The organism is Rhodanobacter sp. C06 (assembly GCF_002001105.1).
Taxonomy (GTDB): domain Bacteria; phylum Pseudomonadota; class Gammaproteobacteria; order Xanthomonadales; family Rhodanobacteraceae; genus Rhodanobacter_A.
Genome location: NZ_MUNP01000062.1, coordinates 23,310 through 42,775, shown reverse-complemented (window position 1 = coordinate 42,775; position 19,466 = coordinate 23,310). Strand labels below are relative to the sequence as shown.

Annotated in this window: 15 protein-coding genes; 8 read left to right on the top strand and 7 right to left on the bottom strand. The window is 68.6% G+C overall.

Annotated features, from left to right (window positions below; translation table 11 throughout):
• Position 1: 1 nt before the first annotated feature.
• Both B0E52_RS13550 and B0E52_RS13545 read right to left on the bottom strand, forming a co-directional pair.
• Entirely contained in the window at positions 2-3,187 is a 3,186-nt protein-coding gene (locus tag B0E52_RS13550; protein WP_077484618.1) for an efflux RND transporter permease subunit, read from the bottom strand.
• Positions 3,188-3,383: 196 nt separating this feature from the next.
• Positions 3,384-4,625 (bottom strand): efflux RND transporter periplasmic adaptor subunit, encoded by a 1,242-nt coding sequence (locus B0E52_RS13545; protein ID WP_077484616.1) that lies wholly within the window; start codon positions 4,623-4,625, stop codon positions 3,384-3,386.
• A gap of 142 nt (positions 4,626-4,767) precedes the next feature.
• Between B0E52_RS13545 and B0E52_RS13540 the strand changes: the two genes are divergently transcribed.
• Positions 4,768-5,760: a LysR family transcriptional regulator gene (locus tag B0E52_RS13540; RefSeq protein ID WP_077484614.1), complete on the top strand. Its 993-nt coding sequence runs from the start codon at positions 4,768-4,770 to the stop codon at positions 5,758-5,760.
• Here the strand turns inward: B0E52_RS13540 and B0E52_RS13535 are convergent.
• The gene (locus B0E52_RS13535) at positions 5,709-6,500 is read right to left on the bottom strand and encodes an undecaprenyl-diphosphate phosphatase (protein WP_077484612.1); all 792 of its coding nucleotides are present in this window, start codon (positions 6,498-6,500) and stop codon (positions 5,709-5,711) included. The two genes, B0E52_RS13540 and B0E52_RS13535, sit on opposite strands and share 52 nt — an antisense overlap.
• Before the next feature lie 301 nt (positions 6,501-6,801).
• Here B0E52_RS13535 and glnA point away from each other — a divergent pair, with 301 nt between their 5' ends.
• From glnA to ntrC, 3 genes are all read left to right on the top strand, one after another.
• Entirely contained in the window at positions 6,802-8,211 is a 1,410-nt protein-coding gene (glnA, locus tag B0E52_RS13530; RefSeq protein ID WP_077484610.1) for a type I glutamate--ammonia ligase, read from the top strand.
• A gap of 138 nt (positions 8,212-8,349) precedes the next feature.
• Positions 8,350-9,360: an ATP-binding protein gene (locus B0E52_RS13525; protein WP_077484608.1), complete on the top strand. Its 1,011-nt coding sequence runs from the start codon at positions 8,350-8,352 to the stop codon at positions 9,358-9,360.
• Complete coding sequence (ntrC, locus tag B0E52_RS13520) at positions 9,353-10,732, top strand: nitrogen regulation protein NR(I) (protein ID WP_077484606.1); 1,380 nt, start codon at positions 9,353-9,355, stop codon at positions 10,730-10,732. Before B0E52_RS13525 ends, ntrC begins: the two co-directional genes overlap by 8 nt.
• 210 nt (positions 10,733-10,942) lie before the next feature.
• Here ntrC and B0E52_RS13515 read toward each other — a convergent pair whose 3' ends face one another.
• The 4 genes from B0E52_RS13515 to B0E52_RS13500 all read right to left on the bottom strand — a co-directional run bounded on the left by B0E52_RS13515 (position 10,943) and on the right by B0E52_RS13500 (position 15,192).
• Positions 10,943-11,275, bottom strand: coding sequence for a tetratricopeptide repeat protein (locus B0E52_RS13515; protein WP_139351690.1), 333 nt, complete (start codon positions 11,273-11,275; stop codon positions 10,943-10,945).
• Complete coding sequence (locus B0E52_RS13510) at positions 11,272-12,996, bottom strand: glycosyltransferase family 39 protein (protein WP_077484604.1); 1,725 nt, start codon at positions 12,994-12,996, stop codon at positions 11,272-11,274. The genes B0E52_RS13515 and B0E52_RS13510 overlap by 4 nt, the downstream gene beginning before the upstream one ends.
• Before the next feature lie 126 nt (positions 12,997-13,122).
• The gene (locus tag B0E52_RS13505; RefSeq protein ID WP_077484602.1) at positions 13,123-14,157 is read right to left on the bottom strand and encodes a CDP-glycerol glycerophosphotransferase family protein; all 1,035 of its coding nucleotides are present in this window, start codon (positions 14,155-14,157) and stop codon (positions 13,123-13,125) included.
• A gap of 219 nt (positions 14,158-14,376) precedes the next feature.
• On the bottom strand, positions 14,377-15,192 hold the full coding sequence (locus B0E52_RS13500) for a glycosyltransferase family 2 protein (RefSeq protein ID WP_077484600.1): 816 nt from the start codon (positions 15,190-15,192) through the stop codon (positions 14,377-14,379).
• Between the two features lie 237 nt (positions 15,193-15,429).
• Between B0E52_RS13500 and B0E52_RS13495 the strand changes: the two genes are divergently transcribed.
• From B0E52_RS13495 to B0E52_RS13480, 4 genes are read left to right on the top strand one after another with little or no spacing between them, the layout of a single operon-like run.
• Positions 15,430-16,695, top strand: a complete 1,266-nt coding sequence (locus B0E52_RS13495) for an O-antigen ligase family protein (protein WP_168174196.1) — start codon at positions 15,430-15,432, stop codon at positions 16,693-16,695.
• 27 nt (positions 16,696-16,722) lie between these two features.
• The gene (locus B0E52_RS13490) at positions 16,723-17,661 is read left to right on the top strand and encodes a UDP-glucuronic acid decarboxylase family protein (RefSeq protein ID WP_077484691.1); all 939 of its coding nucleotides are present in this window, start codon (positions 16,723-16,725) and stop codon (positions 17,659-17,661) included.
• A gap of 1 nt (position 17,662) precedes the next feature.
• The gene (locus tag B0E52_RS13485) at positions 17,663-18,577 is read left to right on the top strand and encodes a glycosyltransferase (RefSeq protein WP_077484596.1); all 915 of its coding nucleotides are present in this window, start codon (positions 17,663-17,665) and stop codon (positions 18,575-18,577) included.
• 8 nt (positions 18,578-18,585) lie between these two features.
• Positions 18,586-19,446: a glycosyltransferase family 2 protein gene (locus B0E52_RS13480; RefSeq protein ID WP_077484594.1), complete on the top strand. Its 861-nt coding sequence runs from the start codon at positions 18,586-18,588 to the stop codon at positions 19,444-19,446.
• Positions 19,447-19,466 lie beyond the last annotated feature (20 nt).

Below are 19,466 nucleotides of genomic sequence, written 5' to 3'. Positions count from 1 at the left end.
CTCAATGGCCCTCCAGCGCCGGCAGTGCATTTGCCTGCGCGTGCTTGCGCGCTTCGCGACGCTCCACCAGGGCGCGTATCACGACATAGAACAGCGGGGTGTAGAGCAGGCCGAACAAGGTGACGCCGAGCATGCCGGAGAACACCGCCACGCCCATCGCGTGGCGCATCTCCGCGCCGGCGCCGTGCGAGGTCACCAGCGGCACCACGCCCATGATGAAGGCGATCGAGGTCATCAGGATCGGACGCAACCGCAGCCGCGCCGCTTCCAGCACCGCCTCGTGGCGGCTCATGCCTTCGAGCTGGCGTTCGCGGGCGAACTCCACGATCAGGATCGCGTTCTTGCAGGCCAGGCCCACCAGCACGATCAAGCCGATCTGGGTGAAGATGTTGTTGTCGCCACCGCTCAGCCACACGCCGGCGATCGCGGACAGCAGCACCATCGGCACGATCAGGATCACCGCCAGCGGCAGCGACCAGCTCTCGTACAGCGAGGACAGCACCAGGAACACCAGCAGCACGCACAGCGGGAACACCAGCACCGCGGTGTTGCCGGCGAGGATCTGCTGGTAGGTGAGGTCGGTCCACTCGTAGCTCATGCCGTTCGGCAGCACCTCGCGCGCCAGCTTCTCGATTTCCGCCTGCGCCTGGCCCGAGCTGTAGCCCGGCGCCGGGCCGCCGTTGATCTCGGCGGTGGGATAGCCGTTGTAATGCTGCACGCGGTCCGGGCCGGCGCCGTGCGCCACGGTGACGAAGGAGCCCAGCGGCACCATCTCGCCCTTCGCGTTGCGCGTCTTCAGCTGGCTGATGTCCTCCAGGTCGCTGCGGAACTGCGGCTCGGCGGACAGGTTCACCTGGTAGGTGCGCCCGAAGCGGTTGAAGTCGTTGACGTAGAGCGAGCCGAGATAGGCCTGCATGGTCTGGTAGACGTCGCCCAGGTTCACGCCCTCGGCCTTGGCCTTCTCGCGGTCCACGTTCACGTCCACCTGCGGTACGTTCACCTGGAAGCTGGAGAACAGCCCGGCCAGCACCGGATCCTTGCGGCTCGCCGCGATCAGCTTCTGGGTCTGCTGGTACAGCTCGTCGAAGCCGACCTGGCCGCGGTCCTCGATCTGCAGGCGGAAGCCGCCGATCGTGCCCAGGCCCATCACCGGCGGCGGCGGGAACACCGCGATGTAGGCGTCCTGGATGGCCGCGAATTTCGCGTTCAGCGCACCGGCGATCGCGCCGGCGGAGAGATCCGCGCTGCGCCGCTCCTCGAACGGCTTCAGCGTGACGAACACGATGCCGGCGTTGGTCGAGTTGGTGAAGCCGTTCACCGACAGGCCGGGGAAGGCCACCGCGCTCTGCACGCCGGGCTGCTTCAGCGCGATCGCGCTCATCTGCTTGATCACGTCCTCGGTGCGGTCCAGCGAGGCGGCGTCGGGCAGCTGCGCGAACGACACCAGGTATTGCTTGTCCTGGGTCGGCACGAAGCCGGTGGGTACGTGCCAGAAGCCGAACGCGGTCAGCGCGATCAGGCCCGCGTACACCAGCAGCGCGGCGCCGCCCTTGCCCTGCATGCGGCGTGTACCCGCCACGTAGCGTTCCGCGCCACGTTGGAACAAGCGGTTGAACGGGCGGAACAGCCAGCCGAACAGGCGGTCGATGGCGCGGGTGAGGCGGTCCTTCGGCGCACCGTGCGGCTTCAGCAGGATCGCCGACAGCGCGGGGCTCAAGGTCAGCGAGTTGAACGCCGAGATCACCGTGGAGATCGCGATGGTCAGCGCGAACTGGCGGTAGAACTCGCCGGTGAGACCGCTGATGAAGGCGGTGGGGATGAACACCGCGCACAGCACCAGCGCGGTGGCCACGATCGGTCCGGTGACCTCGTGCATCGCCTTGCGCGTGGCTTCCTTCGGCGACTGCCCCAGCTCGATGTGGCGCTCCACGTTCTCCACCACCACGATCGCGTCGTCCACCACGATGCCGATCGCCAGCACCATGCCGAACAGGCTCAACGCGTTGAGCGAGAAGCCGACCAGGTACATCACCGCGAACGTGCCGATCAGCGACACCGGCACCGCGATCAGCGGAATGACGGACGCGCGCCAGGTCTGCAGGAACAGGATCACCACCAGCACCACCAGCAGGATCGCCTCCAGCAAGGTGTGCGCCACCGCCTCGATCGAGCCGCGCACGAACACGGTCGGGTCGTACACGATGTGGTAGTCGATGCCCTGCGGGAACTCCTTCTTCAGCTGCGCCATGGTGGCGCGCACCTCGTCGGAGATCTGGATCGCGTTGGAACCGGGTCGCGCGAAAATCGGGATCGCCACCGCCGGCTGGTTGTCCAGCAGGCTGCGCAACGCGTACTGGTTCGAGCCCAGCTCCACCCGCGCCACGTCGCCCAGGTGCACGGTGGCGCCGTCGGCATCGGTGCGCAACACGATGTTGCGGAAGTCGTCGACCGTGCTCAGCCGGCCTTGCGTGTTGATGTTGAGCTGGAAGTCGGCAGTGCCGCGCACCGGCGGCGCGTTCAGCGCGCCGGCCGCCACCTGCACGTTCTGCTCGCGGATCGCGTTCGCCACGTCGCCGGTGGTGAGGCCGCGCTGGGCCAGCTTGTCCGGGTTCAGCCACACGCGCATCGAGTACTCGCCGGCGCCGAAGATCTGCACGTCGCCGACGCCGTTGAGGCGGCCCAGCACGTCCTTCACGTGCAGCCGCGCGAAGTTCGACAGGTACAGCATGTCGTAGCGTTTGTCGGGCGAGGTGAGGTGCACCACCATGGTGAGGTCGGGCGAGCTCTTCTGCGTGGTCACGCCGAGCCGCTGCACTTCCTCGGGCAGGCGCGGCAGCGCCTGCGACACGCGGTTCTGCACTTCCACCTGGGCGTCGTTGAGGTTGGTGCCCAGCGCGAAGGTCACGGTGAGCGTCATCACGCCGTCGCTGGTGGCCTGCGAGGAGGTGTAGAGCATGCCTTCCACGCCGTTGATCTGGGTTTCCAGCGGCGTGGCGACGGTCTCGGCTATCACCTTGGGGTTGGCGCCGGGGTAGTTCGCGCGCACCACCACGGTGGGCGGCACCACTTCGGGGTATTCGCTGATCGGCAGCTGGAACACCGCGATGGAGCCGGTGATCACGAACAGCAGCGACAGCACGGCGGCCATGATGGGCCGGTCGACGAAAAACTGGGCGATGTTTTTCATGGGTTTGTCTCGATGACTCCAGGATGCCGCCCCCTCTACCCTCCGGGGAGAGGGCTGGGGTGAGGGGGCGGGGCTTGCCGATGCATTCAGGCTTCGGCAATGCGTTTTTCAGGTTTCGATAAGCAGGCGATGTCTGGGCAGGACTGGCCCCTCACCTCGATCCTCTCCCCCGGAGGGGAGAGGAAGAAGAGCGAACTCAGCCTTGCGGTTCGCGCCTGGGTGGTGCGGTCATCGCGGTGCGCGAGTCGTCATGGCCGCCCGCCTCCACCACCGCCTTGTCCCGCGCGTCGAGGCGGTAATCCATCGCCACCTGCTGCGGGTTCACCTCGGCGCCGGGGCGCACGCGCTGCAAGCCGTTCACCACCACCACGTCGCCGGGGGCGAGGCCGCTGTCGATCACGCGCAGGCCATGGAACAGCGCGCCGGTGCTGACCTTGCGGTATTCCACCTTGTGCTGGGCGTCGACCACGTAGACGAACTGGTTGCCGAGGTCGGTGCCGACCGCGCGGTCGTCGATCAAGAGGCGCGGTTGCGGCTGGCCGCTCTGCAGGCGGATGCGTGCGTACAGGCCGGGGGTGAACAGGCTGTCCTTGTTGTCGAACACCGCGCGCAGCCGCATCGTGCCGGAGTCGATGTGCAGCTGGTTGTCCACGAAGTCGATGCGGCCGGTGTGCGGGTAACCGTTCTCGTCGGACAGCTCCATCGCGGCTTCGATGCGCGCGCTGTGGCCGTCCTGGCTCGCCTTGGCGCGCAGGTGGTCCAGCTTCAGCCAGGTGTGCTCGTCCACATCGAAGTACACGTAGACCGGGTTCACCGAGACCACGCTGGTCAACACGTCGCTGCTGGTGACCAGGTTGCCGGGGGTGATGTGCACGTTGCTGACGCGGCCGTCGATCGGCGCGCGTACCTCGGTGAAGCCGAGGTTGAGCTTGGCCGAGGCCAGCGCGGCGTCGGCGGCGGCGAGCGTGGCGCGCGCGCTCTGCGCGGCGGTGTCGAGGCGGTCGGCCTCCTCCTGCGCGATCGCGTGCTGGTCGAGCAGGCGACGGCCGCGCTGGGCGTTGGCCTGGGCCAGGCCCAGTTCGGCCTGCGCCTGGGTGCGGTTCGCGGCGAGCCGGTCCACCTCGGCCTGGAACGGGCGCGGGTCGATGCGGAACAGTACGTCGCCCTTGTGCACCAGGGCGCCTTCCTTGAACGCCACCGAGTCCACGTAGCCGCCCACGCGCGGACGCACCTGCACACTGTCCACCGCCTGCACCCGGCCGGTGAAATCGGCGCTGTTGCTGACCGGACGCAGCAGGGCGCGGGCCACGGTCACTTCCGGCAGGGCGCCACCGGCGCCGGCGGCCTGGGCATGGCTGCCGCCGTGCTCGCCGAGCAGGGCCCAGCTGCCGGCGATCGCCACCACGACGAGGCCGGTCAGTATCAGTTTCTTCTTCATCTTCGCGTTCCCTGGGTGGGGTCGTGCGGCGATGCAGCACGATGGGGAGGCGAATAATAGGTGTACCATCGGGTACAGAAAAACCCCAATTTGTGAACTCCACTAGTGACTAGGTGTCACGAATGGCGGCACAATGACAGCTATGGAAGATTTCTCGGCAATATCGAGCTTCGTCCGCGTGGTGGAAGCCCGCAGTTTCGCGGCCGCCGCCGTGCAACTGGGCATGACGCCGTCCGGCGTCAGCCGCGCGGTGTCGCGGCTGGAGGAGCAGATCGGCGTGCGCCTGCTGTTCCGCAGCACGCGGGCGTTGCGGCTCACCGACGACGGCGAGTCGTTCTACCAGCGCTGCAAGGCGATCCTGGCCGACCTCGGCGAGGCGGTGGATGCGCTGAACTACGCGCGCACCAAGCCCAGCGGCAAGCTGCGCGTGGCGGTGAACGTGTCGGTGGGGCGCGCCGCGCTGATCCCCAACCTCGCCGACTTCGAGGCGAAGTACCCGGACATCCGGCTCGAACTGTCGATGAGCGACCGCAACCTCGGCCTGATCGAGGAAGGCATCGACTGCGCGATCCGCATGGGCGAGCTGGAGGATTCCAACCTGATCGCGCGCAAGCTGGGCTACTTCAGCAACGTGCTGTGCGCGGCACCGGCCTATCTGGAGCGCCATGGCACGCCGGTCAGCATCGACGACCTGAAGCAGCACCGTTGCATCAACTACGTCTATCCCACCAGCGGCCGTGCCTACCAGTGGCAGTTCGACACGCCGGACGGCCGCATCGCGCTGGACATCGACGCGCACCTGCTGATCAACGACGGCGAGTCGGTGATCCAGGCGGCGATGGCCGGGCTGGGCATCATCCAGACCCCGCACTGGCTGGCTGCCAGCGCGATCGGCTACGGCAAGCTCAAGGTGATCATGGAAGACACCATCTCCACCGGTTCGCCGGTGTGGCTGGTCTACCCGCAGAAGAAGCACCTGTCCGCGCGCGTGCAGGCCTTCCTGGAATGGGTGCACGCGCTGTTCGAGCGCACCAACCTGCCGGCGTGCCGGATGCTGTCCTGCGCGAAGCCGCTGGCCGGCGCTCAGGCGCCCGGCATCAGCAGCAGCAAGGCCGCGCCCAGCGCGATGCGGTAGACCGCGAAGACGGTATAGCGGTGCGTGCGGATGTAGCCGAGCAGCCACTTCACCGCGATGAAGCCGACGATCAGCGAGACCACGAAGCCGACGATCAGCGCGTTCCAGTCCTCGTGCGCCGCGCCGCCGCCCTTCCACACCTTCAGCAGCTCGTAGCCGGTGGCCGCGTACATCGTGGGGATGCCCACCAGGAAGGCGAACTCGGTGGCCGCGGCGCGGTTGCTGGTACCGAACAGCATCGCGGTGAAGATCGTTGCGCCGGAGCGCGAGGTGCCGGGGAACACGCCCGCCACCATCTGCGCGATGCCCACCAGGATCGCCACCCGCCAGGTCACCTCGGTGCGGTCTGCCTGCTTCGCGGCCAGCGCCTCGGCACCGATCATCCAGAAGCCGCCGATCACCAGCGCCCAGGCGATCGGCGTCACCGTCTCGGGCAGCTTGAAGCCGTAATGCGTGACGACCAGGCCCAGCACGCAGGTGATCAGGAACGCCACCGTCAGCTTGGCCAGGTAGTCGCGCGTGGCCGGGTCGCGCCACTGCGTCAGCAGCTGCCAGATGCGCTTCCAGTACACCAGCGTGATCGCCAGGATCGCGCCGGCCTGGATGCCCACGTTGAACAGGTCCGAGCGCGCGCCCAGCCAGTGCTCGGCGATCAGCAGGTGGCCGGTGGAGGAAATCGGCAGGAATTCGGTGATGCCTTCGATGATGCCCAGCAGGATGACGTTGATGAGATCGGTCACGGGTGCACTCGTCGGGTCGGGGCGAGCGCCACCATGGCGACCGCGCAGCGGCACAGCTTACGCATTCCGCATGGCGATTCGATAGCGGTTTCCTTGCTGCAGGGACAACGGCCGTCATGTGTCCAATATGGTGCAATCTGGAAAAGAGAAGCACCAATTTGGTTGGTATCATGCGACGGGCGAAGCTCGCCAAGTGGCCAAGCCCATGAATTCACGCGGAATGCACGGCTTGGCATCGACCTTGCTCTGTCCAGCGCATCCGTTCCCTCCATTCCCGTCCATCCCTCGCCGAGGTTCCGCCATGACCGCCCAGAAAGTGCTCGACCAGATCGTTGAACACGAGGTCGAGTTCGTCGACTTCCGCTTTGCCGACATGCTCGGCAAGCACCACCACGTCACGTTCCCGGCGCACGCGATCGACGAGTCGACCTTCGAGGACGGCAAGATGTTCGACGGCTCCTCGATCACCGGCTGGAAGGGCATCAACGAGTCGGACATGATCCTGATGCCCGACCCGGACACCGCCTACCTCGACCCGTTCAGCGCGCACACCCAGCTGGTGCTGCATTGCGACGTGCTGGAGCCCAGCACCCTGCAGGCCTACGGCCGCGACCCGCGCTCGATCGCCAAGCGCGGCGAGGCCTACCTGAAGTCCACCGGCATCGCCGACACCGCCTACTTCGGGCCGGAGCCGGAGTTCTTCATCTTCGACTCGATCCGCTGGCAGAACGACATGGGCCGCGTGTTCTACGAGATCGAGTCGGAAGAGGCCGCCTGGAGCACGCGCTTCAAGTACGAGGACGGCAACATGGGCCATCGCCCGGGCGTGAAGGGCGGCTACTTCCCGGTCTCGCCGGTGGACAGGCTGGGCGACCTGCGCGCCGACATGTGCAAGGTGCTGGAATCGCTGGGCCAGAAAGTCGAGGTGCATCACCACGAAGTGGCGAACGCCGGCCAGTGCGAGATCGGCGTGAAGTTCAACACCCTGGTCGCGAAGGCCGACGAACTGCTGACGATGAAGTACGTCATCAAGAACGTGGCGCACCAGAACGGCAAGACCGTCACCTTCATGCCCAAGCCCATCGTGGGTGACAACGGCTCGGGCATGCACGTGCACCAGTCGCTGGCGAAGAACGGCGAGAACCTGTTCGCGGGGGACCTCTACGGCGGCCTGAGCCAGACCGCGCTGTGGTACATCGGCGGCATCTTCAAGCACGCCAAGGCGATCAACGCGTTCGCCAATTCCACCACCAACAGCTACAAGCGCCTGGTGCCGGGCTTCGAGGCGCCGGTGATGCTGGCCTACTCCGCGCGCAACCGCTCCGCGAGCTGCCGCATCCCCTACGTGGCCAGCCCCAAGGGCCGCCGCATCGAGGTGCGCTTCCCCGACCCGATGAACTCCGGCTACCTGGTGTTCACCGCGCTGATGATGGCCGGCCTCGACGGCATCCTGAACAAGATCGACCCGGGCGCGCCGGCCGACAAGGACCTCTACGACCTGCCGCCGGAAGAAGAGAAGAACATCCCGCAGGTTTGCTCCAGCCTCGACCAGGCGCTGGAAGCGCTGGACAAGGACCGCGACTTCCTCAAGGCCGGCGGCGTGTTCACCGACGACTTCATCGACGCCTACATCGGCGTGAAGATGCAGGAAGTCACCCGTTACCGCGCCAGCACGCATCCGCTGGAATTCCAGATGTATTACGCGCTGTAAGCACGCCCGCGCCGTGCCCGGCATGCGAAGGGGAGGGCGCGAGCCTTCCCCTTCGTCGTTTCGACCAGCGCCGATGAGGGCGGCAGGGGCGATGCGCCGCCTGTTGCACCAACATGAGGCAACGACCAAGATGGTGCAATGAGCGGACAGCCGTGGCAGGCATGGGCGGAACAACTGGCGACCGGGATAGCCCTGGTCGATGCGGAATTGCGCGCGCGCTGGCTCAACCCGGCCTTGACCGAACTGCTGGGCAGCGGCATGCGCAGTGCGGTGGGGCAGCCGCTGGCGCTTTGGCTGCCCGCGGCGGATGACCGGGCGCAGGCACGGCGTGCACTGGACGAGGCGCGCTACGTGCAACTGCGTGAGGCGAAGCTGGCGGCCTTCGACGGACGCATGCTCGAAGCCGACATCGGCATGCAGCCCGACGGCGCCGGCGGCCTGCTGCTGGAAGTGCATGCCTTGGCCGAACGTTCGCGCACGGCATCGCCGCTGTCAGCCACCTTGCGCGGCTTCGCGCACGAAGTGAAGAATCCGCTGGCCGGCCTGCGCGGCGCGGCGCAGCTGCTGCAGCGCCGCGTCGACGGCGCCGAGCTGCAGGCGCTGGCGGGCCTGATCATCGACGAGGCCGATCGCCTCGCCGCGCTGGCGAACCGGTTGCTGCATCACGACGGCGCCGCGCGACTGGGTGCCGTGAACATCCACCAGTTGCTCGATCGACTGAGCGAGCTGCTGCAGGCCGAACCCGCGCCTCCGCGGCTGCGCCACGACTACGATCCCAGCCTGCCCGACGTGCACGGCGACGCGGGACGCTTGCAGCAGGTGCTGCTCAACCTCGCGCGCAATGCGGTGGAAGCCGGCGCGCGCACGCTCATCTTGCGCACGCGCGCCGAGCACGGCGTGCGCGCCGGCACGCGCGTGCTGCGCAGCGCGCTGCGCGTGGACGTGATCGACGACGGCCCCGGCGTGCCCGCGGAACTGCGCGACACCTTGTTCGAGCCGCTGGTGTCCGGCCGCGCCGACGGCACCGGCCTCGGCCTGGCGCTGTCGCGCGAGATCGCCCGCGAGCACGGCGGCGAGCTGCGCCGCGCGAGCCATCCGGGCGAGACGGTGTTTTCGCTGTACCTGCCGCTGGAGCGTGCGCATGAGTGACGAAATCTGGATCGTCGACGACGACCGCGGCGTGCGCTTCGTGCTGGCCGCGGCCTTGCGCGACGCCGGGCTCGCCGTGCGCGAGTTCGACGCCGCGGACGCGGTGCGCGCCGCCTTGCGCAAATCGCGTCCCGCCCTGCTGCTCACCGACGTGCGCATGCCCGGCGAAAGCGGGCTGGCCCTGCTCCAGGAACTGCAGGCGCAAGGCGTCGGCCCGGTGATCGTGATGAGCGCGTACACCGACGTGGCCACCACCGCCGCCGCCTATCGCGCGGGCGCGGCGGACTACCTCGCCAAGCCGTTCGATCTCGACCACGCGGTGGCCACCGTGCGGCGCGCACTGGTGGGCGATGCCCCGGCCGAGGCGCCGGCCGCGCCGGCGGCGGCACCCACGCATGCGCTGCTCGGCGAAAGCGTGCCGATGCGCGAGGTGTTCCGCCTGATCGGCCGCGTCGCGGCCAGCAACCTCAACGTGCTGGTCACCGGCGAGACCGGCACCGGCAAGGAGCTGGTGGCGCGCGCGCTGCACGAGGAGAGCGCGCGGCGCGCGCAGCCCTTCGTGGCGCTCAATACCGCGGCGATTCCCAGCGAGCTTCTGGAAAGCGAGCTGTTCGGCCACGAGGCCGGCGCCTTCACCGGCGCGCAGCGGCGTGTCGCGGGCCGCTTCGAGCAGGCGGAGGGCGGCACGCTGTTCCTCGACGAGATCGGCGACATGCCGCTGATCCTGCAGACGCGCCTGCTGCGCGTGCTGGCCGGCGGCGAGTTCTACCGCGTGGGCGGACGCGAGCTGATCCGCTGCGACGTGCGCATCGTCGCCGCCACCCACCAGGACCTCGACGCGCGCGTGGCGGCCGGGCAGTTCCGCGCCGACCTCAAGCACCGCCTCGACGTGGTGCGCATCCATCTGCCCGCGTTGCGCGAACGGCGTGGCGACATCCCGCGGCTGGCCGCGCACTTCCTCGCCGCCGCGGCGCGGGAGCTCAAGCTGCCGCCCAAGCGCTTCGCCAAGGCCGCGCTGAAGGCGCTGGCCCAGCGTGATTTCCCCGGCAACGTGCGCGAACTGGAAAACCTCTGCCGCCGCCTCGCGGTGATCGCGCCGGGTGCGGAAATCCTGCCCGCCGATCTCGGTGCGCAAGCGCCCCCGGCTGGCGGTGGCGACTGGACCGACGCCCTGCGTGCCTGGGCCACGCAGGCGCTGGCCGACGGCGAAGTCGACATCCACACTCGGGCGCGCGAAGCGCTGGACCGCGTGCTGCTGGAGGCGGCGCTGGCCGCGCATGGCGGCCATCGCCAGCATGCGGCGGCGGCGCTGGGCGTAGGGCGCAACACGCTCACGCGCAAGCTGGGGACGTCGCGCACGCGCAAGCGCTGACCACAGGATTCTCTCTCCCCTTCGGGGCACGCGGAGAGCGGCCATGGATGGACGCAGCCTTGAGGAGCGAGGAGAGGGCCGGGGTGAGGGGCGGGTGCTCGCGCCAACCTTTCGTCCTTTGGCCGCCCGGGCATTGCTGCGGCCTGGTGCGCTCGCGACGAGTGCCGTGGGCAGTCGCAGGCGGCCATGCCTGCCATCGTGCGAAAAAAATCAGTCGCCGAGGTCGCGCTCCACCCGCCGCAGGAACACCGCCATCTCCTTCTCCGCCTGCTTGTCGCCGCGCGCCTGCGCCACGGCGATACCTTGCCGCCAGGCTTCGGCCGCCGCGGTGCGGTCGTCCGCGGCGAGGCAGGCCTTGCCTAGCAGCTTCCACGCCGCGGAGTAGCGCGGGTCGAAACGCAGGGCCTGGCGCAGCTCCTCCGTGGCTGCGGCGGCATCGCCAGCTTCCAGCAGCGCGTTGCCCAGCGCGTAGCGCAGCAGCGCGCCGTCGCGCGGGCCGCCACATTGGCCGCGCAGGCTGGCGATCAGCGCGTCCTTGCTCACGGCAGCGTGCGCGAGCGCCCGCCGTCGGCCTTGTAGACCTGCGGCGGCTGCTCCGGCTCGGGCGGCGTGGAGCCGTTGCGCAGGTCGAGCAGCGTGGCGGCGGGCCATACCACCAGCCACGAGGAGCGGAACGGCTGCACCAGCAGCGCGTAACGCAGCGCGTCCGGGGCTAGCTTGCCGGGGTGCTGCACGACCAGGCCGTCGGGATGGGCCTGGGCGAACGCGGCCAGTTGCCCGGGGTCGCGCAATTCCTCGATCGGCCGGATCAGCCGCCCCTGGAAATGGAACTGGCCCTCGTAGTTGCCGAGATAGCCGACTTCCTTGCCGGCTTGTTCCGCCGCGCCCAGCAGCTGCGAAGTGGGGCGCAGCTCGTAGCGCGGCCACATGGTGAGGGTGAACAAGGTGTTGAGCGCCAGCGTGCCGACCAGCCCTGCCACCGCCAGCCGGCGCAACTCGCCGCGGCCGCGCAGCAGGAGCAACAGCCCGAGCAGCAGGAACACCACGGCGAAGTAGCGGCTGTATGGCGCGCAGGCATCGGGCCATTCGCCGTGCAAATGGTTGCCGCCCACCAGGTTGGGCAGCACGAACAGCAGCAGCGCGAACGCGAGGCTGCCCACGCCCAGCGGCCAGGTGCCCAGCCAGCCGGTGTTGGCGAGTTTCGGCCGGCGTTCGCGCAACGTGGCGATCGCGCCGCACAGCAGCAGCATCGTGCCGGCCAGTTCCGGCAAGAGGTAATACAGCTGCTTGCCGCGCACCAGCGAGAACAGCAGGAAGGTCGGCACCACCCAGCACAGCGCGAAGCGCAGGCCCGGTTCCAGCGGCCGGCGCAGCGCGGCCAGCGCCACCCAGGCGCGCGGCCAGCCGATGAACGGGAACAGCAGCAGCGGCAGCATCAGCAGGTACCACAGCACCGGGCGGGCGTGGCTCTGCAGTGGCTCGGCGGTCTGCACGCCGTGGATCACCCGAGCCGCGGTCTGGCTGAAGAACAGCCGGTGCATGTAGGCTTCGCCGCCGGCGAAACCCGCCGGCAGCGCCCAAGCCACCAGCATCACCAGGCCAAGCAGCACCGCCAGCACGCCACGGCCGTACCAGCGCACGCGATGCGTGCGTGCCCAGTCGCTCCACAGCGGGCCCAGCAACCACGGGAACAGCACGTGCAGCAGCATCACCGGCCCCTTGGTGAGCAGGCCGAAGCCGATGCACAGGCCGAACAGCCACCAACGCGGCTCGTCGCGGCGCACGCCGGGCGCCAGGCACAGCAGCGCACCGAGCGCCCATACCGCCAGCAGCACGTCGTACATGATCTGCAGGCCGAACAGGAAGGCATAGGACAGCGCCAGCAGCGTCCACGGCGCGGCCTTGGCCATCCACGGGCGGCTGGGGAACAGGCGCCGCGCCAGCAGCGAGATCAGCACCAGCTGGGCGCCGCCGAAGATCACTTCCAGCACGCGCGGCCAGCCGTCGCCGACGCCGAACACGAACCAGCCGGCATGGATCAGCCAGAACAGCAGCGGCGCCTTCTCGCTGTACGGTTCGCCGTTGATGTGGGGCACCAGCCAGTGGTGCTGGTTCCACATCTCCCATGCCACCGCCAGCGTGCGGGTGGAATACAGCGGCATCGGGCCGTGCGCGAAGATCGCCAGCAGCGCCACCACCGTCCACAGCGGCAGCCACGGCCAGAGCGAGCGCAGGTGTTCGGAACGGCGGTAGGGGCTGGGCACGGGGAAGCTCGGGCGAAAGATGGATGCGATTCTAGCGGCGGCGGAGCGAGCGCGCCCCTTGTGCCCGTGGGTCGGGCTTCAGCCCGACGCGCGCGGGATGTCGGGATGAATCCCGACCCACGGGCTTCAACGCCAGCGCGCCGAGCCCCAGTAGCCGATGCGGCGGCGGATCTTCAGCTTGCGCCACAGGTTCCACGGCTTGGCGCGGCGGTTGCGGCCGCCCTTGGCGATGAAGCTGTCGATGGCATCGAGGATGCGCTCGCTGGAGCGGCCGTCGCGATAGGGATGGATCGCGTCGGCGTAGGCGCGGATCGCGGCCATCAGCTCCGGCGGCCGACTCAGCGCGCGTTCGACCGCCGGCTCGAAATCCTTGGCGTCGTGGATGTCGATCAGCTGCGGGCCGGGGCGGCGGTTGTTGAAGGTCACCACCGGCTTGCCGGTGAGCAGGAACTCGTTGAGCGCGCTTGAGGTGTCCGAGCACATCATGTCCACCTGGCCGAACAGTTCCAGGATGTTGTCGTTCTCGGCGAACGTGAGGTACTCGTTCTGCAGCGCCTTGAACTTCGCCACCGTCTCAGGATTCATCTTCGGATGGAAGCTGACGATCCAGCGCCAGCGGCCGTCGCGCGACAGCCGCCGCACTTCCTCGTACAGCGTCTCGGCCGCGCTCCACGAGGGCGAGAAGGTGGAGTGGTAGAGGATCACCGGCGGCGTGCGCACCGGCGGCAGGGCGCCGCCCAGTTCGCGCATGAAGGGGTCGATCTTGGGGAAGCCCGTCTCGATCACGCTGAAGTGCCCGAGCTTGTCGGCGATCGCCTGGAACTGCGCGGTGTCGCGCGGTCCGGTGGTGCAGTACAGATCGAAGAAGCCGCGCACGTAGATGTGCCGGGGCTTGCCGGCGTCGAAGCCGTGGAAGGTCTCCACCTTCACGCCGGGGAAGAAGTGCGGCACCGCGTTGGACGAGGTGATCACCGCGAGCGGCTTCCACGCGCGTACTTCCCGCACGGTCAACAGGCGTTCGTCCGCATGCAGGTCCTCGGCGCCGGGGCCGTCGAAGAACCAGGCCGCCTCGTCGCCGCGCGCGCGGATCGCCGCCTGGATCGGGCGCAGGATCGCCAGCGCGTAACGTTCGGAGCCGTAGAGGAGGTAGTGCTTGGGCATGGGTTTTTCGGTGAGGGTTGGCTTGATTTTCTCCCTCTCCCCTGCGGGGAGAGGGCCGGGGTGAGGGGCGGTTTTGCGAAACGGCGAATCAGCGGGAAGTGCGCCTCGATGGATGCCATCGCAAGCCCCGACCCCTCACCTCAATCCTCTCCCCGGTGGGGAGAGGAGGCAAATGTGCCGAGCGCATTCGCGACGGTGAATCATCCCGTGATGAGGGTTTCATGGCTCGATGTGGTGCTTGTTCAATGCGTCGGTCGCCTCGGCGACCGACGCGGGGTTGCTGACCATCTCGTAGTAGCGCATGCGCTTGTACAGCGCGTAGCTGGCCGCGGTCTGCGCGATCACGAAGCCGCGCCAGCCGTCCAGCATGGCGAGCCGGAACACGTAGTCCTTGAGGAAGGCCAGCAGGTACACGAACGGCGCCTGCCACATCCGCGCGGGCTTGCCCTTGTCGTGCCAGTCGCGGCACTTCAGCTCGGCGTAGCGCAGCACCTTGAGCTGCTTGTGCACCAGGGTGGGGTTGTTGGCGTGGTCGAACGGCGCGTCGAAAGTGGGTGCCTTGCCCTCGAAACGCAGCGACTCGTGCACCCGTGCGTCGCTCCAGCGCGCGCGATCGCGGTGGTAGAGCCGGGCCAGCTTCTCGCCCACGTTGGGGCGGTACCAACGCATCGGCCGGCCCATGTAGATCGTGCGCCGGCGCAGCCAGGCGGCGGGGGCGTCGCCGGCCATCAGCGCGGGCAGCTTGCGTTCCAGTTCGCCGGCCAATTCGGGCGAGAGGCACTCGTCGGCATCCAGCACCAGGATCCAGTCGTGGCTGCACTGGGTGGTGGCGAAGTTGCGCTGCGGGCCGAAGCCCAGCCAGTCCTGGTGCACCACGCGGGCGCCGTGCGCCTGCGCGATCGCCACGGTGCCGTCGTCGCTGCCCGAGTCCACCACCAGCTTCTCCGCCGCGAACGGCACGCTGTCCAGGCAGCGCCCGATGCAGGCCGCCTCGTTGCGGGTGATGACGGCGAGGGTGATCGGCAGGCTGGGCATGCCGGGATTCTAGCGGGCATGACGCCCTGTCTCCGCGGGAGATCGTGTTGACGTCTTCCGCACATCGGCGCCGGCTGGTGGGCTGGGTTTCAGCTGGCGACAGGCATGATGCGGTCATCGTCATCATGCGCTGGCGCGTTCGCCGGCGTATTGACCCTGCGGGATGCGCCATTGGTTATGCTGCGCGCTGCGCAAGGGAGTGCGGTGGCGATCGCACGCGCCATGTCCGAAGGTTCCATGGGTCACGAGAAACACAACATACCGCTGATGCAGAGCCTGCCGGTCGCCCCGCAGCCCCGCGCCGACATCGGCGCCGTACCGCTGTTCCTGCGCCGCCGCGGGTTCTGGCAGGGCGTGCTGGGCGCAGGCATCGTGTGGATGATGCTCGGCCTGGTGGCGATGCCCTCGGGGATATCGTTCAACCCGGGCAAGCTGTACCAAGGCAGCCTGATCGTGCTGCTGTACCTGCCGGCCTGGTGCCTCGCGCTGACGCCTCGGGCGGCGACCTGGAAGGCGTTGCTGCCGCTGCCGGCTTTCCGGATCTTCCTGTTGCTGCTGGCCTGGGCCACGCTGTCCCTGTTGTGGGCGCATGCACGGCATCCGGGTGACGAGCTCAGCCGGCTGCTGAGCGTGCTGGCCTTCGTGCTGGCGTGGCCGGTCTGGCTGGGCGAGGACGAACGGCGCGGGCACCGCCTGCTGCTGCTGGCTGGCTTGGGCGTCGCGCTGTTCGCGGGCTACTACTGCGTGCACTACCTGTACCGTCCACCGGAGGACGGCCGCATCGTGGGCGAAGGCGTGATCGCGACCGCGAACTACGCCGCGGCGGTGATGGGCGCGGCCTGCCTCTGGCTGGCCCTGCTGCCGATCGCCGACCGGCGCGTCTCGGTGCTGCGCTGGCTGGCCCTGCCGGTGCTGCTGGCCTTCATCGCGCTGACCGGATCGCGCAGCGTATGGCTAGCGCTGGCCTTGTGCGCGGTGTTCGCTCCGCTGTGGCATGCGGGGCGTGGCGCGCGCTGGCTGGCTGGCGTGGCCCTCGTCGTGGTGCTCGCCAGCTGCTTCTGGCCGCTGCCGGTGCTGGTGGAGCGCGGCACGTCGCTGCGGCCGCAGCTCTTCGTGCAATCCATGCACCTGATCGCGCAACACCCGTGGCTGGGCCTGGGCCAGAATGCACCGTTCACGTTGACAGTGGCCGGGGCCGATTACACGCACAGCCACAACGTGCTGACCCAGACCATGATCGAACTGGGCCTGCCCGGCCTGCTGCTGCTGGTCGCGCTGTGGCTGGCGACGGCCTGGCTGGGCTGGCGGCATCGGCAACGGGTGACCGGCCGGCTGGTGCTGGTGCTGTGGGCGTATGCCAGCGTGGTGCTGCAGTTCGACATGCCGCAGCTGCTGGACAGCCCGCGTCCCGGCTGGCTGCTGGTGTGGTTGCCGCTGGCGCTGGCGCTGTGGCTGGAGCTGGATGCGCGCCGCCGTGCGGTCGTCGCGGCTCGCTTACACTAGGCGCCTCGCGTTCCGGAACGACCCATGATGCGCAAGGTACTGGTGACCGGCGGTGCCGGCTTCCTCGGCTCGCACCTGTGCGACCGCCTGCTGGCCGACGGCCACGACGTGTTGTGCGTGGACAACTTCTTCACCGGCAGCAAGCGCAACGTGGCGCACCTGCTCAATCACCCGTACTTCGAGCTGCTGCGCCACGACGTCACCTTCCCGCTGTACGTGGAAGTGGAGCGCATCTTCAACCTGGCCTGCCCGGCGTCGCCGGTGCATTACCAGCACGATCCGGTGCAGACCACCAAGACCTCGGTGCACGGGGCGATCAACATGCTGGGCCTGGCCAAGCGGGTGAAGGCGCGCATCCTGCAGGCCTCCACCAGCGAGGTCTACGGCGACCCGGAAGTGCATCCGCAGCGCGAGGAGTACTGGGGCCGGGTCAACCCTATCGGCCTGCGCTCGTGCTACGACGAGGGCAAGCGCTGCGCCGAGACGCTGTTCTTCGACTACCACCGCCAGCACGCGCTGGACATCAAGGTGGTGCGCATCTTCAACACCTACGGCCCGCGCATGCATCCCAACGACGGTCGCGTGGTGAGCAACTTCATCGTGCAGGCGCTCAAGGGCGAGGACATCACCATCTACGGCGACGGCAGCCAGACGCGCAGCTTCTGCTACGTGGACGACCTGATCGAGGCCTTCGTGCGCATGATGGAATCGGAGCGCGGCTTCGCCGGCCCGGTGAACATCGGCAACCCCGGCGAGTTCAGCATGCTGCAGCTGGCGGAGCAGGTGCTGGCGCTAGTGGGCGGGCGCTCGAAGCTGGTGTTCCGCCCGCTGCCGGCCGACGACCCGCGCCAGCGTCAGCCCGACATCGCGCTGGCGCAGGAGAAGCTGGGCTGGCAGCCGAAGGTGGCGCTCGAGGATGGCCTGAAGGAAACCATCGCCTACTTCCGCCGCACGCTGGAGGCCTGAGGTGGACGCCGCGCCCGCGTTCTCGGTCGTCGTCACCAACTACAACTACCGCGATTTCGTCGCCGAGGCGGTGGACGGCGCGCTGGCGCAGACGCATGCGCCGCTGGAAGTGATCGTGGTCGACGACGGCTCCAGCGACGGTTCGCCCGACTACCTGCGCGAGCGCTACGGCCATGACGCACGCGTGAAGCTGCTCTGCGGCGAGAACAGCGGCCAGCTCGCCGCGTTCCAGCGTGGGCTCGCCGCGACCAATGGCGACATCGTGTGCTTCCTCGACGCCGACGATCGCTGGGGGCCGGATTACCTCAAGCAGGTGGCCGCACTGTTCGCCGCGCGCAAGGACGTGGAGTTCGTGTTCTCCGACGTACGCCTGGTCGGCAACGAATCCGGCGTGCAGGGTTACGCGAAAGCGGCCTGCGATCTCGGCCACACCGTGCTCGGCACCTGGGTGTACGCGCGCTGGTACGGCGCGCCGACCTCCGCGCTGGCGCTGCGCCGCAAGCTTGCCGAACGCGTGCTCGATCTGCCCGCCGGCTTCGTGGCGAACTGGCGCATCAGCGCCGACAACTGCCTGGTGTTCGGTGCCAGCCTCCTCGGCGCGCGCAAGTATTACCTGCCCACCGGCAACGTCGATTACCGCATCCACGGCCGCAACGGCTGGTGGCACGAGCAGGCGCGCATGCGCGAGTTTCCTGCGCAGTTCCGTTCGCGCTGCCTGATCAATTTCTACGCCGAGCGCATGCATCTGGATGTGCACGTGCTGGACCTCGCCCGCGCCGAGTTCAAGACCCGCGAGCGCCCCGACTGGGCCGAGGCGCGCCGTTACGCCGGCATCGCGTTGCGCGGGCCTTCGCCGTGGTGGAAGCGGATCGAGCGGGCGCTGTCGATCCTGGCCCGCGGCCTGCGCGGACAGTGAGCGCAGGCATGAAGGTCAGCGTCGTCGCGCTCACCTACAACTGGCCCGCGGCGCTGGAACGCCTGCTGGCCAGTCTCGCCGCGCAGACGCGCTTGCCCGACGAGGTGATCGTGGCCGACGACGGTTCGGGCGGGGAAACCCGCGCGCTGGTCGCGCGCATGGCACGCGACTATTCGGTGCCGCTGCGCCATGTATGGCAGGAGGATCGCGGCTTCCGCGCCGCGCGCGCGCGCAACCGCGGCATCGCCGCCAGCCGCGGCGACTACGTGATCCTGCTCGACGGCGACATGCTGCTGCATCCGCATTTCGTCGCCGATCATTTGATGCTGGCCGAGCGCGGTTTCTTCCTGCAGGGCGGGCGAATCAAGGCCACGCGCGAGGAAAGCGCGAAGTTGCTGGCGGGCGGCCAGCCGGTGTTCGCGCCCTGGTCGCGCGCGGACTTCCAAGAGTTCGACGGCACCAAGCGCCTCTACGCCTTCCGCCAGCCGCAACTGGCGAGTTGGAAATCGCATTCGCGCAACGGCGGCCGCGTGATGAGCTGCAACATGAGTTTCTGGCGCGATGATCTGCTGCGCGTCAACGGCTTCGACGAGCGCATGGAAGGCTACGGCGCCGAGGACCGCGAACTGGTGGCGCGGCTGGAGAACGCCGGCCTGCGCCGCCGCGCGCTGAAGTGGGCCGCGCTGGCCGTTCACCTGTGGCACAGCTCGCGCGCCCAGCCCGACGTCAACGACCTCAGCCTGCCGAACAACCGCCTGTTCCACGCCACCCGCACCGAAGGCGTCGTGCGCTGCGCGCGCGGCATCGACGCTCATCTCGCGGAATTTGCATCGGACGGACGCATGGACGACCAGCGCTCGATTGATTGATCGCGTCGTTCATAACAGAT